19 protein-coding genes are annotated in these 16357 nt (G+C 34.4%); 17 read left to right on the top strand and 2 right to left on the bottom strand.

Features of this window, described 5'->3' with window-relative positions; translation table 11 throughout:
• Positions 1–92 precede the first annotated feature (92 nt).
• Positions 93–941, top strand: a complete 849-nt coding sequence (locus BN3107_RS10745) for a DUF72 domain-containing protein (protein ID WP_058307619.1) — start codon at positions 93–95, stop codon at positions 939–941.
• A 92-nt stretch (positions 942–1033) separates the two neighbouring features.
• Here BN3107_RS10745 and BN3107_RS10750 read toward each other — a convergent pair whose 3' ends face one another.
• Complete coding sequence (locus tag BN3107_RS10750) at positions 1034–2083, bottom strand: C40 family peptidase (protein WP_058307620.1); 1050 nt, start codon at positions 2081–2083, stop codon at positions 1034–1036.
• Between the two features lie 121 nt (positions 2084–2204).
• Here BN3107_RS10750 and BN3107_RS10755 point away from each other — a divergent pair, with 121 nt between their 5' ends.
• From BN3107_RS10755 to BN3107_RS10780, 6 genes are all read left to right on the top strand, one after another.
• A complete protein-coding gene (locus BN3107_RS10755) occupies positions 2205–3158 on the top strand; it encodes a thymidylate synthase (RefSeq protein ID WP_058307621.1) in 954 nt (317 codons plus the stop codon).
• A 16-nt stretch (positions 3159–3174) separates the two neighbouring features.
• Positions 3175–3669: a dihydrofolate reductase gene (locus BN3107_RS10760; RefSeq protein ID WP_058307622.1), complete on the top strand. Its 495-nt coding sequence runs from the start codon at positions 3175–3177 to the stop codon at positions 3667–3669.
• Between the two features lie 89 nt (positions 3670–3758).
• Positions 3759–3938 (top strand): twin-arginine translocase TatA/TatE family subunit, encoded by a 180-nt coding sequence (locus BN3107_RS10765; RefSeq protein ID WP_058307623.1) that lies wholly within the window; start codon positions 3759–3761, stop codon positions 3936–3938.
• A gap of 32 nt (positions 3939–3970) precedes the next feature.
• Positions 3971–4144 carry a twin-arginine translocase TatA/TatE family subunit gene (locus BN3107_RS10770; RefSeq protein ID WP_058307624.1) on the top strand — a complete coding sequence of 58 codons (174 nt, stop codon included), beginning with the start codon at positions 3971–3973 and terminating at the stop codon, positions 4142–4144.
• A gap of 76 nt (positions 4145–4220) precedes the next feature.
• On the top strand, positions 4221–4976 hold the full coding sequence (tatC, locus tag BN3107_RS10775) for a twin-arginine translocase subunit TatC (protein ID WP_058307625.1): 756 nt from the start codon (positions 4221–4223) through the stop codon (positions 4974–4976).
• 20 nt (positions 4977–4996) lie between these two features.
• Positions 4997–5218 (top strand): YozE family protein, encoded by a 222-nt coding sequence (locus BN3107_RS10780; protein ID WP_058307626.1) that lies wholly within the window; start codon positions 4997–4999, stop codon positions 5216–5218.
• 18 nt (positions 5219–5236) lie between these two features.
• Here the strand turns inward: BN3107_RS10780 and BN3107_RS10785 are convergent, their stop codons facing one another.
• Positions 5237–5575, bottom strand: coding sequence for a YolD-like family protein (locus tag BN3107_RS10785; RefSeq protein ID WP_058307627.1), 339 nt, complete (start codon positions 5573–5575; stop codon positions 5237–5239).
• 111 nt (positions 5576–5686) lie between these two features.
• Between BN3107_RS10785 and BN3107_RS10790 the strand changes: the two genes are divergently transcribed.
• From BN3107_RS10790 to BN3107_RS10835, 10 genes are all read left to right on the top strand, one after another.
• On the top strand, positions 5687–6838 hold the full coding sequence (locus BN3107_RS10790; protein WP_058307628.1) for an exonuclease SbcCD subunit D: 1152 nt from the start codon (positions 5687–5689) through the stop codon (positions 6836–6838).
• Position 6839: 1 nt separating this feature from the next.
• Positions 6840–9944, top strand: a complete 3105-nt coding sequence (locus tag BN3107_RS10795; RefSeq protein WP_058307629.1) for an AAA family ATPase — start codon at positions 6840–6842, stop codon at positions 9942–9944.
• A 393-nt stretch (positions 9945–10337) separates the two neighbouring features.
• The gene (locus tag BN3107_RS10800; RefSeq protein ID WP_058307630.1) at positions 10338–11162 is read left to right on the top strand and encodes a dihydrodipicolinate synthase family protein; all 825 of its coding nucleotides are present in this window, start codon (positions 10338–10340) and stop codon (positions 11160–11162) included.
• Positions 11163–11393: 231 nt separating this feature from the next.
• Positions 11394–11870, top strand: a complete 477-nt coding sequence (locus BN3107_RS10805) for an AAA family ATPase (RefSeq protein WP_058307631.1) — start codon at positions 11394–11396, stop codon at positions 11868–11870.
• Positions 11871–11922: 52 nt separating this feature from the next.
• Positions 11923–12672 carry a class I SAM-dependent methyltransferase gene (locus tag BN3107_RS10810; RefSeq protein WP_058307632.1) on the top strand — a complete coding sequence of 250 codons (750 nt, stop codon included), beginning with the start codon at positions 11923–11925 and terminating at the stop codon, positions 12670–12672.
• Positions 12673–12753: 81 nt separating this feature from the next.
• Positions 12754–13107 carry a hypothetical protein gene (locus tag BN3107_RS10815; RefSeq protein WP_058307633.1) on the top strand — a complete coding sequence of 118 codons (354 nt, stop codon included), beginning with the start codon at positions 12754–12756 and terminating at the stop codon, positions 13105–13107.
• Between the two features lie 73 nt (positions 13108–13180).
• Positions 13181–13663 carry a VrrA/YqfQ family protein gene (gene vrrA, locus BN3107_RS10820; RefSeq protein ID WP_058307634.1) on the top strand — a complete coding sequence of 161 codons (483 nt, stop codon included), beginning with the start codon at positions 13181–13183 and terminating at the stop codon, positions 13661–13663.
• A 320-nt stretch (positions 13664–13983) separates the two neighbouring features.
• Positions 13984–14946 (top strand): peptide-methionine (S)-S-oxide reductase MsrA, encoded by a 963-nt coding sequence (gene msrA, locus BN3107_RS10825; protein ID WP_058307635.1) that lies wholly within the window; start codon positions 13984–13986, stop codon positions 14944–14946.
• A 64-nt stretch (positions 14947–15010) separates the two neighbouring features.
• Positions 15011–16060 (top strand): AbrB family transcriptional regulator, encoded by a 1050-nt coding sequence (locus BN3107_RS10830; protein WP_058307636.1) that lies wholly within the window; start codon positions 15011–15013, stop codon positions 16058–16060.
• Positions 16061–16141: 81 nt separating this feature from the next.
• Positions 16142–16345 (top strand): DUF6501 family protein, encoded by a 204-nt coding sequence (locus tag BN3107_RS10835; protein ID WP_058307637.1) that lies wholly within the window; start codon positions 16142–16144, stop codon positions 16343–16345.
• Positions 16346–16357: the final 12 nt, after the last annotated feature.

Consider the following 16357-nt stretch of genomic DNA (forward strand, 5'->3'; position numbering starts at 1 on the left):
GAATAAATCCTTTTCATACACCTTTAAAAATGGTATCTTATTAGCAGTAATTTAACACGGTACTAAACCAAGTCATTAACGAGGTGTTCACAATGTCAATTTTAGTTGGCTTAACCGGGTGGGGAGATCATGCTTCCCTCTATCAAAATGTTAAAGACAGGAAACACAAATTATATACATACAGTTCACATTTTCCAGTAGTGGAGATTGACAGTTCTTTTTATGCGATTCAGTCGACGGCAAATTATCAAAAGTGGGTAGACGAAACTCCTGAAAATTTTTCTTTTGTAATAAAAGCCTTTCAAACACTAACTGGTCATGACCGCAAGTCATTAACTAACCGTGAAGCTAAACAAATAGTGGATGACTTTATTAAATCTATTAAACCTGTAATCCGTGCAAATAAGTTAAACACGGTGTTATTTCAGTTTCCGCCTTGGTTTTCTGTGAAACCACATAATCTTCAAAAAATCAGAAAAATAAAGCAATGGATGGGAGATATTCCTATTGCGATAGAATTTCGGAATCGTACCTGGTTTGAGGGCTACCTAAATGAAACGCTGTCTTTACTGAAAGAATTAGGTGTTACACATGTAATATGTGACGAGCCGCAAGCGGGGGAAGGGTCTGTTCCGATAGTCGCGGAGATGACAAATGATCATGTATTAATTCGTTTTCACGGCAGAAATGTTCACGGCTGGAATAATCACGGGCAAGACAAGTGGCGAGAGGTTCGTTTTTTGTATCGCTATAATCACAATGAATTACATGAGTGGGCCGATCGTATTCAAACATTAACAAAAAGAGCAAAATCGGTCACAGTGTTGTTTAATAATAATTCTGGAGGGGATGCGGCCGATAATGCTAAACAGTTATTAGATTTATTGGATATCCATTATACAGGTTTAAATCCTAAGCAAATTGATTTTTTTGATTTATAACGGTGTAATCGTCCGTAATACCACCACTTCAAAATTCGAGCTTTGGCAAGAAAGCTAAATGGGGATAAACGGACGCTATTTCAAAGTCTCACTTATTGTAAGGTAACTCGTTTTGCACCTAAGTATCTTTCCGACCAATAACTATTGTCTAAGCTCGTAATTTCGACACCATTTGACTCACCTGCATGAATAAATTGGCCGTTCCCTAAATAGATGCCGGCATGAGATGGGCCTGGTTTATATGTCTGAAAAAAGACAATATCACCTATAGAAGGTTGGTTTACCTGTTTCGTAGCATTCCATATGTCACTAACAGTACGAGGTAAAGCTATACCTGTTTGCTGAAAGACATATTGTAAATAGCCACTACAATCAAAACCAGAAGTTGTAGTCCCACCCCAACGGTAAGGGGTGCCTATGACCGCTTTAGCATTTGTCAGCAGTCCATTGAGGTTTGCTGTTTTTGCAGAATTATTAGTATGCTCTATTTCAATTGTGTTTTTTTGTTGTTGTTTTTCCGTTGACTCTGATGTGTTTTCCTCCTGCTTTACTACTTCAACAGAAGCAATTTGAGGTTCAACCGCTTTTTCTTCTTTGATTTCTGCTTCAATGTGGTGAATCTCTAAGCCTTTATCTTGTTTGTATGCTTGTAATGCCTGGTCTGATTTTTCTCCATATATACCGTCAATCTTTGCTCGGTAATATCCAAAATAGTGTAATGCTTCTTGTAGGTGGTTCACTTCATCACCTGTATCACCGATGGAAAACTCCAAATCACTTTCTTTTAATTGTTGAAGATGGTGTTTTTCTTCCTTATCAATAATTGATTTGACTGTTTGCTGATCCGCCTTTCCATTTTGATCTAGCACTTGGTCTTCTTGAAATTTTTTTAAGGCGTATTCCGTTAAGACACCAAACTCCCCATCAATCGACGAATCATAGTACGATAACTTTTGTAATTTATGTTGTAGCATCCGAATTGATTCATGCTGCATGCCGTATTTTAACATGTCTGATTGTTCTAGAATTTCATTTTGCATCATAGGATACGCATCGACATAAAAAGAAAATGGTTGACTAAATGCAAAGCTGTAAGCGACGGAGTGTTTTACTACTCGTGATATTTGATCTTGTAACATCATAAAACCACCCCTTACGAATAGTATTACTTACGAAAAATTTATGTTAAAATGATGAAAATATGATTTTTTGTTAGTATTGTTACGAATTTGTAATAATTATGCAATAGGAAGGAAGAATAGAATGTCGGCGAGTGAGAGAAGTTATTTAGATTTATGTAAGAAGGTTTTAGCAGAAGGCACCAAAAAAGATGATAGAACAAACACTGGTACATTGTCTATATTTGGACACCAAATGCGCTTTAATTTAGCGGAAGGTTTTCCTTTGTTAACAACTAAAAAAGTACCATTTCGATTAATTGTCAGTGAATTATTGTGGTTTATCAAAGGCGATACTAATATCCGTTATTTATTACGTCATAACAATAATATATGGAATGAATGGGCATTTAAAAACTGGGTGGAAAGTGAGGACTATAAAGGTCCGGATATGACCGATTTTGGTCATCGTTCCACTAAAGATCCAACATTTAAAAAAGATTATGATGAACAAATGGCAATATTTAAAAAGAAAATTCTTGAAGATGATGATTTCGCTCAAAAATTTGGTGACCTTGGCTCTGTATATGGTTCACAATGGAGGGAATGGAAAACAACTCAAGGCGAAACGATTGACCAATTAAAAGAGGTTATTGATTCCATAAAACATAACCCTTATTCAAGAAGACACATTGTTTCAGCCTGGAATCCCGAAGATATACCAACAATGGCATTACCGCCATGTCATACCATGTTTCAATTTTATGTAGCGGATGGTAAATTAAGCTGTCAACTATATCAACGGAGTGGTGATATCTTTTTAGGCGTGCCATTTAATATCGCAAGTTATGCGTTACTAACTTATCTTATTGCAAAAGAATGTGGTTTAGAACCAGGGGAATTCATACATACATTTGGTGATGCCCATATTTATGCGAACCACTTAGAACAAGTACAAACACAATTAGAACGTGAACCAAAAGACTTACCTACACTATCGATTAAAGACGGCGTGTCTGTTTTTGATGTGGAAATCGAGGATATTGAATTAAAAAATTATGATCCGCATCCAAGCATTAAAGCTCCAGTGGCTGTGTAAAAGGAGGAGAAGTTGAATGATTTCGTTACTTTTTGCAATGGATAAAAACCGAGTAATTGGAAAAGATAATACATTACCATGGCATTTACCAAAAGACTTAAAATTTTTTAAAGAGCTTACGTTAGGTAATTCCATTATTATGGGACGTAAAACGTTTGAATCGATGAACGGTCCCTTGCCAAAGCGCGACAATATTGTCTTAACTTCAAATAAAGATTTTCAACATGAAAACTGCAAGGTTATTAACTCGATCGACAAGATTAAAGAATGGAACAAGGAAGATCCCGAAAAAGAATGGTTTGTGATTGGTGGGGAAGTGATATTTAAGCAAGTAATTGACTTTGCTGATCGCATTTATATGACCTATATTGATGAAGCCTTCGAAGGTGACACTTTCTTCCCTGATTTTGATGAATCTAAGTGGACTGTGACGTCTAAGGAAAAAGGTGAAAAGGACGAAAAAAATAGATACGATTATTACTTTATCCAATATGACCGTAAAAAGTCATAATATTTTCATCGTTTGTAAAGACAAGTCTGTTAAATCATGATAAGATGAGAGTAATTATCTTATGACTTTTAATTAAAGGAGCGCAATATATGTTATCTGGAATCGGAATACCTGGTTTAATTTTAATATTAGTAATTGCCTTAGTTATCTTTGGTCCAAAGAAACTACCAGAAATCGGTAAAGCAACAGGTGAGACGTTACGAGAGTTTAAAAATTCAGCAAAAGATATCACGGAAGATGATAATGAACCAAAAGAAAATAAATCATAATATCTTTATGAATGACAATCGAGGTGAAAGTTATGTTATCTAATATTGGCTTTCCTGGTTTAATGTTAATATTAATCATTGCTTTAGTTATTTTTGGACCATCTAAATTACCTGAGATTGGTAAGGCGGTTGGTAGTTCATTGCGTGAATTCAAAAAAGCAACGAACGACCTTATGAATGACGACAAGGATAAATCAAGCAAATAATTTGAAAAAGATGTAAAAGGACTTCTTTTACATCTTTTTCATGAATGCAAGTGTTTTTTATGAAGGGACGTTAGTTATGGAGCAAGACAAGTCAATGCCAAATGAAAAAGAAATGGGCTATGTAGACCATTTCGCTGAACTTAGAAACCGATTATTATGGACCGCGCTTATATTTGTCATTTTCTTTGCTGGTGGCCTGTATTTTGTTGAAGATATAAGAGATTTCTTTTTAGATGATATTGATATTACCTTAAATTTAATATCACCTGAAGAAATAATCTGGATTATTTTTATGATTGCATTTGTTGTTGCCTTCGCAGCAACACTGCCATTTTTATGTATTCAATTATGGCTTTTTGTGAAGCCGGGTCTCACCAAGAGAGAACAACGTGTGTCATTGGGATATATCCCCATCGTATTCGTACTTTTTATATCCGGTTTAGCATTTGGTTATTATATTTTTATTCAGCTCATTTTACCTTTTGTGTTATCTTTAAATGATGGTATGTTCGATACCATGTTTACGGTAGAAAATTATTTCCGTTTTATCTTCCGGGTTACATTACCATTTGCGATTTTTTTCGAAGTACCAGTGATTACGATGTTTTTAACCAGTCTTGGTATTGTAACACCGCAATTTTTAAGTAAAACTAGAAAATACGGCTACTTTATTTTGATTATTATCGGTACTATGATTTCACCGCCAGATTTTATTTTACAAATTGTTGTAGCCATTCCATTGATCGTTTTATATGAAATTAGTATTGTACTTTCACGAATTGTCTATCGCAAAAAAGCAGAGAAACACCGAGAATTTATGGAAAACCAATAAAAAAGGAATGTTTGCACACAATGAAGTCTTTTTATCATTTTATGATGCAATATAGAGGGAATAAACAATTAGATGACCCAAAAAAGTTAGCGGATTGGATGTTTTATGATCACAGCTTTCCCAAACATGCGAAAGATTATGATGAAATTAGCGATTATATTGAGTGGCATACGCCATTTCCTGAAGCAATTGTAACGTTTGATCAGCTATGGGAGCTTTATATCGAAGAAGTAAGGCCATGAGTGATCAACTCATGGCTTTTATTGATCGATTAGAATCTCGACAGCAAGGACGTCGTTGAGCTGTATTGTTTTATGCTCATGCTCATTCCGAAGAAGAAGAACAGGTGGCTGGTTATGTTTAATTTTATCAATTTCTCCAATAAACACCTTCACATTACCACCTGAATAATATTCAATTTCAACTTTCTCTTTGACGCTAACGGCCTTTTGTAACGTATATTCCATTTCTAATAAATAATCTTCACTCAATATGGGTTTTTCAACTGGTGGATCTTCTTCAAATAATTGCTGTAACATTGTGACGTGTTCTGGTAACATCAGAGATGCCCATTTAATTTTCCCGCGGTCGTGTACCACACTTATCACCTCAGCAATAGTATACACAAACGCATGTTCTATTTCAATAGACTTCGATCATTTGTTCGTGTATAATATATTTAAAATTATGGAAGGGATGGTGAATGCTTCATGAAGATTTTACATACAGCAGATTGGCATTTAGGAAAGATTGTCCATGGCCTGCATATGACAGAAGAACAGGATCTTGTTTTACAACAATTAATAGATATCATCCGACAAGAGAAACCAGATGTTATTATCATTGCCGGTGATTTATATGATCGAGCAGTTCCGCCTCGTGAAGCGGTAGAAATATTAAACCGTTTTTTTACAAAAGTATCGGTAGAATTGGAGATTCCGATTCTCGCTATTGCAGGAAATCATGATAGCCCGGACCGATTAGGTTTTGGTGCTAGTATATTTCGATCTCAACAATTATATTTAGCAACATCGATCAAAGAAATATTTCAGCCAATCAAATTTTCCGATCAGGAAACGGATTATTACTTTCATTTAGTACCATACGTAGAACCAGAACAAGTAAAAAACTATTTTGAAGATGATTCAATCACCACTCACCATGATGCAATGAAACGTATTGTTGAAGAAATAAAAAAAGAAATGTCAGAAAATACGAAACATATTTTAATCGGACATGCCTTCATCGCTGGCGGAATGGAATCCGAATCAGAAGAAAGGTTAACGATGATTGGTGGTTCACCCTATATTGAGGCAGACTTATTTCGTTCTTTCGATTACGTAGCACTCGGACACCTTCATCAAGCCCAACGCATAACGGATGACTTTATCCGCTATAGTGGTTCTATTATGAAATATTCATTTTCGGAAGCGCATCACAATAAATCCATCACCATTCTTGAACTTGATAAAGCTGAAAAAAAACTCACTACGATTCCGCTAACACCTCCACGAGACTTACGAAAGGTGGAAGGCTACTTTCAAGATTTTTTAGATGGACAAGTTATTGAACCAACAGAAGATTATTTGCAAATACAACTATTGGACGATGGTCAGATCATAGACCCTGTTTCTAAACTTAGAAAACGTTTCCCGAATCTTTTACGATTAGAACGAAAACACCATCTGATCCATCAATCATTAAAAGAAATAGACACAATAAAGGAAAAACAAGAAATGACTCACGAACAGTTATTTGCGGCTTTCTATCAGGAAATTAAAGGAACTGAGTTAACAGAGAAACGCGCAGACTATATAAAAGAAATCATTCAAGACGTAATCGTTGAAGAAAGGGGGAAATAATATGCGAGCTCTAGAACTTGAATTAACGGCATTTGGACCATATAAAAACAAACAACGCATAGATTTTACCGAACTCGGTGATGAACCGATTTTTTTAGTCACAGGACCTACTGGTGCAGGGAAAACAACGATATTTGATGCTATTTGCTTTAGTTTATATGGAAAAGCTAGTGGGACTGATCGCGATCAAGACGCATTCCGCAGTCATTTTGCCCCTTTATCTGAACTTACAACGGTTACGTTTATCTTTAAGTTGCACCAAAAAAAATACCGTATAACAAGAAGCCCAAAGCAACAAAAACCAAAAGCCAGAGGAGAGGGGTATACAGAAGAAGTGGCAAGTGCGAGTCTCTATCGTCAGGACGAAAATAATCAATGGGAATTGCTTGTGTCAAAAATAAAAGAAGTAAATGAAACAATAGAAGAAATGATTGGTCTTGATTATGAGCAATTCAAGAAAATGATCATGATTCCACAAGGAGAATTCAGAAGGCTTATCTCTGAAAATAGTAAGGAACGAGAAGAAGTTTTACAAAAAATATTCCGAACTTATTTTTATAAAAATATCACAGAAAAATTAAAGGACAAAGCAAAATCTCTAAAAGAACAAATGGAAAAATTAGAATGGCAATGGAACCAGGAAAAAGATAAATTACCTGAAGGGTATGTCGATGAAGAATTAGATCAAAAAGTTAAGGTGCAATTAGAGCATCAATTAATAAAGCTTGATGAACAAAGAGCCAACTTAAAAAAGAATTTGAACAATGTCGCAGAGCAATTAAACTCCTTACAAGAAAAATATTATCACCAGAAACAGCTCGTCGATTATTTTAACGAGTATGCACAACAAATCGAGAAACAGAAAGAATTCGAAGCAAGCCAACAAGACATAAACCAAAAGAATCAACGATTAGAATTAGCTAAAACAGCCGATAAAATAAAACCAGTAGAAGATTTAATGGCTACTAGAAAACAAGAATGGCAAGAACTACAAACGAACTATAAAAAGCTTGAATTAGAAAAACAAAAGCAGCAAGAAGTTTTCGAAAAAGCAAAACTGCAATTTACAAATGAACAGCAAAATGAAAAGAAACGAGAGCAACAACAATATCATCTAAAGGAACAAAAACAATTATTATCGAAATTGGATAACTTCCAAACCATCACAAATCAATTGGAAAATGCTAAGAAAAATGTCCAACGAACCGAAACCAAACTGTCAACCACAGAACAAAACATAACGAAATTAGAAAAAACAAAAGAAGAAAGTTATCAAGTTCGGGATCAACTACATCAAACGAATGAAGTGATTCAAAAAGCAGTTTATGACCTGGACCAGTTAAACAATCAGTTAGACAATGTAAAAGAATTACAAGCAGAATTTGATTATTTATTAGTCTTGAGAAAAGACTACCAGCAATATAACAAAGTAGTAGATAAATTAAAGAAAGAAATAACTGATCAAAAGGAACTTTGTGAAAAATTAGAAGTAGAGCGTAAAAACCATTTAGCTAGTCATCTTGCACAACAAATAAAAGAAGGTGAAGCCTGCCCTGTCTGTGGATCAGACCATCATCCAAAACTTGCTAACTTTCCCGATCAAGTTGCATCTGATGAAAAAATAGAAAAAGAAACAAAAAAATTAGCTTCATTGGAAGAAGAAACGAAAGAAATGGAAATGAAATTATTGCAGATTAAGGAACAGGGAGAGGGGAAAAATCAACTAGTCTCTCGCTTAATGAAAACTAGTAAACTTGGGAAAGAACAATTATCCGAAGATGCTTTAAGCAAACTAGCAATAACCTTAACAAAAGAAGTACATTCTAAGAAACAATTAAAGCAGACCCAAACGAATGAGTTAAAAAAACTAAAAGAAAGATTAAAACAAACAGAAGAAATGCTTACAAAACTTGAACCTTTGAAAGTGGAACTGAAGCAATTACAAGCAAACTATCAACAATTTTCACAAGAATTTCATCAGCTTGATGCTACCTATACACAACTAAAAGCACAATTACCAAGTGATTTTGAATCTGTTGAGGCCTTTCAAGAAAAAGTAGCTCGATTAGAAGGAGAAGTCCAAGCTGCACTTCAATATTGGAAAGATGTACAAGAGTATTATGAGAAAGCGTTAGAGCAAAAGAATACAACAGTGACCAAGTGTGAGGAAGCAAAATATTACTTAGTACAAACTGAGCAAAAGTACAAAGAGCAAGAAGCTAAATTTAAAGAAGCACTGGATCAATATCAATTTTCATCGCTTGAGTCGTATGAGAAAGCTGTATTGGCAAGTGAACTACAGCAAAAATTAGAAAACGACATTAATTACTTCTACGAACAGAAATATCTAGTGGAAGACCGATTAAAAAGATTAAAGAATGAGATTAAGGATGCTACTAAACCAAACTTAACGATCGTGGAAGAAGCTATCCAAGCGAAAACGAAAGAAAAAGAAGAGATAACCAAACAACAGCAGACGAATTCGATTCATATCGACCAATTAATGAACTCGATCAAACGACTAAAGAAAATAGAACAACAGATGCAGGAAATTAATGATGACTATTTCCATGTTGGCGAGTTAGCAGACCTTGCAAGAGGTGACAATACAGCAAGACTTTCATTTGAACGATTCGTTTTATCTACTTTCTTAGATGAGATTCTACTACAGGCAAATATCCGTCTCGATCAAATGAGCGATCATCGCTATCAACTCATTCGCAGTGATGAGATCGCAAAACGCGGAGCTCAAAGTGGACTTGACTTAGAGGTTCTTGATCATTACACAGGCAAAAGAAGATCTGTTAAAACATTATCAGGAGGAGAAGGCTTTAAAGCGGCCCTCAGTCTTGCACTGGGAATGGCAGATATTGTCCAAGCACATGCTGGTGGTGTGCAGTTAGATACTCTATTTATCGATGAAGGGTTTGGAACTCTTGATGAGATCTCCCTTGAGCAAGCGATCAAATGTTTAAAAGATTTACAACAAGACAACCGTATTATCGGTGTTATTTCCCATGTAGCGCAATTGAAAGAGGAAATAAAAGCCAAATTAGTAGTAGAAACCTCTCCAGATGGATCTACTGCATCCTTTAAAATTGGTTAGATAGTCAAAAGCTTACAAATTCCAACATTAATTTTTTCCATACTGTCAAATCATGCGCTTACCCAGGAAATATTTATGTGTCATTACGTTATTTCCAACTAATTTTAATCTAATTCATAAACATAGCTATAACTTCTGCTCTTAAAACATATAAAAAACGCTGATGAACAATAAGTAGTTCAATTTTGGGAGTGCAAACGGATAATTTGTACTCCTTATTGAACTACATTTAGCACTTATATGATAAAATCAGTTAAGAAAATAAGATCTATATTACATTAAGTGTTATTTAGCGTTTAATATAACAACTTTGCATTACCTTTCCTTTTAGAAGTATATCAATTTAAAAAACATGCGTTTGAAGTAGATATAATGGATAAAGGTGGTAACGATATGTTAACAGAAAAAGTTCATATTGCTGTACCCACAGCTTTTTTAAAAGATGAATCTTTAAATATTCAAGGAACAATAAGTCATGTAAGAAACCTTTATAATCAAGGAATAAAATCTGTTCTTATCTCAGGAACTACTGGTGAACAACATAGTCTGAACTTGCAGGAGAAAATTGAGTTAATTAACGGTTTATTATTGGAAAAAGAACTCCTGCGTAACATGGAAATAATTTTTGGAGTTGCTTCAATTAGACAGAAAGAGGCAGAAGAATTAGCTAAAAAAATTCGCCACACAAATATATCGAGCGTAATGCTTGGCTATCCACCGTATGTTATACCAACACAAGAAGAAGCATTAGCATATTCAGAGCGTATTATACAGCTTAGCAATAAACCTACAATTATTTATAATAATCCTAGAAGAACAGGCTTCGATTTATCAGAAAAGAGTATTATTCAATTAAGTAAAATAGACTTAGTCGTTGGCATAAAAGATGCTGGCAATAAAGAAAAAGTGGAACAATTAAAAAATGATATAAATAGAAAAGAGTTTTATTTTTACGCTGGTGGAGAAGTGAATGTAGAAGAAAAGATATTGAATGGATATGATCGACTTTCTTCAATTGCTGGAAATGTTGCTCCAACTGAAATTAGTCAATGGTTTCACAAATTAGTAGGGAAGCAAAATGTAAGTAAGCAAGAACAAATAAAAATAAAAAACATTTTGGAGCAGGTTTATAAAGATAATGCTATAGCAAATGTAAAAAGAATCCTAAATAAAAATGGTATTCCAATTGGATTTTGCAGGAGTCCAATTGGAAATTAATAGTTTGTGAATTCTTTTAACTGATTCCTTAGCGATTTAATTCATCTTTTAATATGAGTTTATATATGAACAAATCAAAATTTTTTCATAAGCATTATCAAATAATTGGTGTATCTATTCCATAATAATGATTTGCTTTAATAATATAAAATTTAAGTAAAAATGCATAACAAGATTTAGTTGTTCACAAAAGGACTCATTAGTTTTACTAAGAATAGGAGATGGAACTGCATGACAACTCTCCATTTAATGGTTGGGCTCCCTTGTAGTGGCAAGACTACAGATGCTCGAAAACTTGAAAAAAAGCATTCAGCTTTACGACTTACTCCGGATGAATGGCATACGCGATTAGGTCATGATTTTGGATATAACATGACTGAAGCGGATGAGGCTAGCCACAACGAAAGACATGATGCGGTGGAATCTCTAATGTGGGATATTGCAGCTAGAATGTTAGTTCTTGGTGTTGATGTTATCTTAGATTTTGGATTTTGGACTAAAAAGGAGCGAGAGGAATTTCGTTTTCGAGCTAATACACTAGGAGTTCAATTTAAAATCCATTATAACGATATGTCAAAAGATGAACTATTTGAACGTTTAAGAACTAGAAATGCTCAGAAACCAGAAGCGACTTTTATTATTCCTGAAGCAAAACTAGAAGAATGGATAAAAATCTTCGAACCACCCTCAGCAGACGAGCTTGACTAATACAAAACTAGTAGCATTTTTTTATATTTTGTAGTTTAAAGACGGTTAGGTTATGAAACAATTTGATTATGAAAGTTTCTACAATAAGGTCGGAAAAGTTAATGGTTGGGATTTTAGCAATATAAAGTCTTTCTCTGAAGGTGTTACGTGGAACTTTTATGATGAAGTCCAGAAAAGAAGTAAAAAAACGGATGTCCTTTTAGATATAGGTACAGGTGGAGGAGAAAATATAATTCGAATTTCATCTTCATTATTGCTATCAATTGGAATCGATTTATCAAATGGCATGTTAGAAACTGCAGAATCAAACCTGAAGCATTCGAATGTTTCGAACGTGAAATTTTTTCAGATGTCATCTGATCATTTGCAATTTCCTTCCGGTTTTTTTGATCTGGTTTCAAGTCGTCATGCACCTTTTTCTTCTACAGAAATATTTAAGGTCTTAAAAATTGGTGGATGGTTTCTGACACAACAAGTAAGTGAAGCGGATAAATTAAATATAAAAAATGCCTTTAGTCGTGGGCAAGATTATGACAAAACGGATGGAACATTAAAAGGAAAATATATTCGTGAACTAAAAGAAGCAGGTTTTTCTGAAGTTCAATCTTTTGAATATGATGCCATCGAATATTTTCAACGACCAGAAGACTTAATATTTTTACTGACAAACACTCCGATCATTCATAGTTTTGGGAAAGAGAATAAGGACTATGAAATACTGTTTGAATTTATTAAAAGTAATCAATATGCTAAAGGTATTCGAACAAATTCTAAAAGATTTCTCATCATGGCCAAGAAGTGAATAAAATACTAAAAGTAAGAAGTAGAATAAAAGCTTCTTTTACTTTTTGTTTAGGTTTTACTCATCACAAGGAGGACAATTATGAAAAAGCTTCTTTTAATTGTGACAATAGGGCTTCTTTCCATATTTATTGTTTTAGGAATCGTTTCTTTCTCTTCGACTACCGAGACCACAAACCAGCTGCCAATAGAGATGATAGCTTTCAACAGCTTAACAGATGAAGAAAGTGCTTTAATACCTGTAAGCCCAAAGGATTCAATTGTAAAAAAAGTACCCATAAATAACGATATAAAAAAATCCATTCCTAAAACTTATGATAAAGACATGGTTCATTCTGTTACATTTAACAACACGGAGACAGCTACTAATGGAAACCTTGTAATTTTTGTTGCGTTGGATAAAAAAACGATTCTCGGTAAAATGTACCAGTCATAAATGGTATGCCTATACACATCATGGTCTACTTACATAGACTATATCAACATGTATACGGAAAGGAGAATGAGTAATGTTTCGACCACCAAATCAACCACCTTTTTTCAACCAACAACAAATGCCACCACAGTCATTCCTTAATGGGTTTCCGCAACGGTCACCTCTACCCAGTCAAATGACAAATCCAACAGGGCTGCAAGGAATACTTCAGAGAATTTTTCCTTCACAAGCGGCTAATGTAGCTTCATCTGCTGGTGGAGGGTCTAATTTAATGGGCACATTAAATAATGTGCAACAGGTTTTAAAAGTGGCACAACAAGCCACACCATTAATAAAAGAATATGGTCCAATGATTAAAAATGCCCCAAAACTAATTAATATGATGAAAGCTTTAAATGATATAAATAATGAAGATTACGTAGAAGATGATGTAGAAGAGGAAGAATCAATGAACATAGAAGAAAAGGTAGAAACTTCATCTAAAAAGCAAACACAAACGAATTCCGCACCACAAAAGTTAGAAACAAAGGGTTCACAACCAAAACTTTTCATCTAATAAACTTAAGAAAAGCGCAGAACGTCCGTTAAAAACGTAGCGACTTCAGAATCAACTGAGATAAAGAAATCACTGAGAAAAGCGAGCCGATGATGACTTTCACCTGAAGGCATAAGTGCGACTAAGCCTCTGGTTTCACCAATCGGCAAGTCTTCTTTATGGTAGGGTGATTCGTGAAGTCGCCTAGTTTTTGGGCGTTCAGAGCTAGACATCCGCGAAAATTTTATGCTTCCCTAATTTAGAATTAAAAACAGACCACTTGCATTTTTTTGTTGCGAAGAGCACAATAAAAGTAAATCGTTTATTAGGAGGCTTTTTCTATGACAAAGCAATCTTTAGAAACAGCAATATTCGCAGGTGGCTGTTTTTGGTGTATGGTGGAACCATTTGATCAACAACCTGGTATTGAAAAAATTGTTTCAGGTTATACAGGGGGAGACAAGCCAAACCCAACATATGAAGAAGTTTGTACAAATACAACCGGCCATCGCGAGGCTGTTGAAATCACTTTTAATCCAGAAGTTTTTCCATATAAAAAACTATTAAACCTCTTTTGGCAGCAAATTGACCCAACAGATCCAGGTGGTCAATTTCATGACCGTGGTGAGTCCTACAAAACAGCAATCTATTATACAACGGAACAACAAAAACAATTAGCAGAAGCATCGAAGCAACAATTAGAAGAAAGCGGAAAATTTAATAAACCAATTGTAACCGATATTTTGCCTGCTAAAACATTTTATGAAGCAGAAGAAAAACATCAAAATTATTATAAAAAGCAACGTTTCCATTACCAAATGTATAAAAAAGGTTCAGGTCGAGCGGATTTTATTAAAAGAAATTGGGGAAACTCTTTTTCTAAGCAAGATTTAAAAGAAAAGCTAACTCCTATTCAATATCATGTAACGCAAGAAAATGGAACCGAGAGACCCTTTGACAATGAGTATTGGAATAACCAACAAGAAGGTGTCTATGTAGATATAATTAGTGGTAAACCACTTTTTACTACAAAAGATCAATATGATGCAGGATGCGGTTGGCCAAGCTTTACCAAACCATTAAATCATAATGCAATTGAAGAGAATATGGATACTTCTCATGGTATGCGTCGTATTGAAGTGAGAAGTGGGGATTCTGATTCTCATTTAGGTCATGTCTTTGATGATGGTCCTGTTGATAAAGGCGGAATGCGTTATTGCATCAATTCCGCAGCTCTTCGATTTATTCCAAAAGATAAATTAGAAGAGGAAGGACTTGACCAATATCTATCATTGTTTAAATAACTTCCCGTCTGAACGGGAAGTTTTCTCATTTAGAGATTGATCCGTTTAAAGGATGTGCGTCATTATGACCAAAACTATCTACTATCTATTGTTAATGTATGCTGTTTCATTGGTCACAACTGGTCTGTTTATCGTATTATATATTCCGTTGCCGTGGATTTTAGGACCCTTGGTTGCTGTATTCTTACTCAATTTTATGACCAAAATTGATTTGGAACAAAATAAAACCATCTTGAATATTAGTTTTCTACTTACCGGAGCTCAAATTGGCTCTACGTTTACTTCAAGCACATTAGAGAAGGTTATACCTTATTTTATTCCATTTTTAATTGTTACCCTGTTACTAATAGCTATTTGTGTTCAAAGTGGAACGCTTTTAGCGAAATATGCAAATATAGAAAAAACAACAGGTATCTTAGGCAGCGTTCCTGGTGGGTTATCTGTGATGGTAGCAATGAGTGATTCGATGAAAGCTAATACAGGTTTAGTGGCTATATTCCACACGATTCGTTTAATGGCTGTCTTATTTATCGTTCCATTATTAGCTTCCTTATTTTTCACTGATAATCATTCGGAGCTAGCGATAGCGCCTGAACCATCGTCAGAGTTTAGTGGATGGACATTTCTAATATATATATTTCTTTTTGGCTTAGCCTTTTTATTGCGTTTTAAAATTCCAGCTTCATTTGTTTTGGTACCAATGTTGATTATTGCCGTCATAAAACTTTTATCAATGCCAATAAGTGATGTACCATTAAGTTTATATCATTTTGCTCAATTATCTATAGGTATTCATTTGGGACTGTCTATCAGAATGGCAGACTTAAAAAAAGCAGGCAATTTTTCTTGGATTTTCTTCTTATTTACGTGTCTTATTATTACAATCTCTACCGGATTAGGATATTTGTTTGCTGTCTTTTCTGAAATAAGCTTTTCAACAGCTATGCTGAGCTTAGCACCAGGAGGCTTAGTGGAAATGGCAATTACTGCCGGGGAAACAGGTGCAGATCCTGCTATCGTAGGTTCGCTTCAATTAGTACGAATGCTTTTTATTATCTTATTGTTACCATTTATATTACAGAAAATGTATGTCCAGAGAACAAATGAACAATAATTATATTATGTTAACTAAAATAGAAATCCTTGTATATTCAACGATTAATGTTTATCATTGAAAGAGAGGAGGGACGTTAGCATGATTCATCAAAATTGGGAAAATAACGAAACAATAAAGAAAATAAAGTGTATTCACACGAATGCGAAAAAATACAAAGTCAATTCTGTACTTACAGAAGGAAAAATATATGATGTGAAAAATGAAACAGATGAGTTTTATTTTGTAATCGATAATACAAATCGCATAGCCGGTTTTAAAAAGGACTATTTCGAGCAAATATAATCCTGTTTACAC

It is taken from the genome of Gracilibacillus massiliensis, assembly GCF_001458115.1.
In the GTDB taxonomy this organism is placed as follows: domain Bacteria; phylum Bacillota; class Bacilli; order Bacillales; family Amphibacillaceae; genus Gracilibacillus; species Gracilibacillus massiliensis.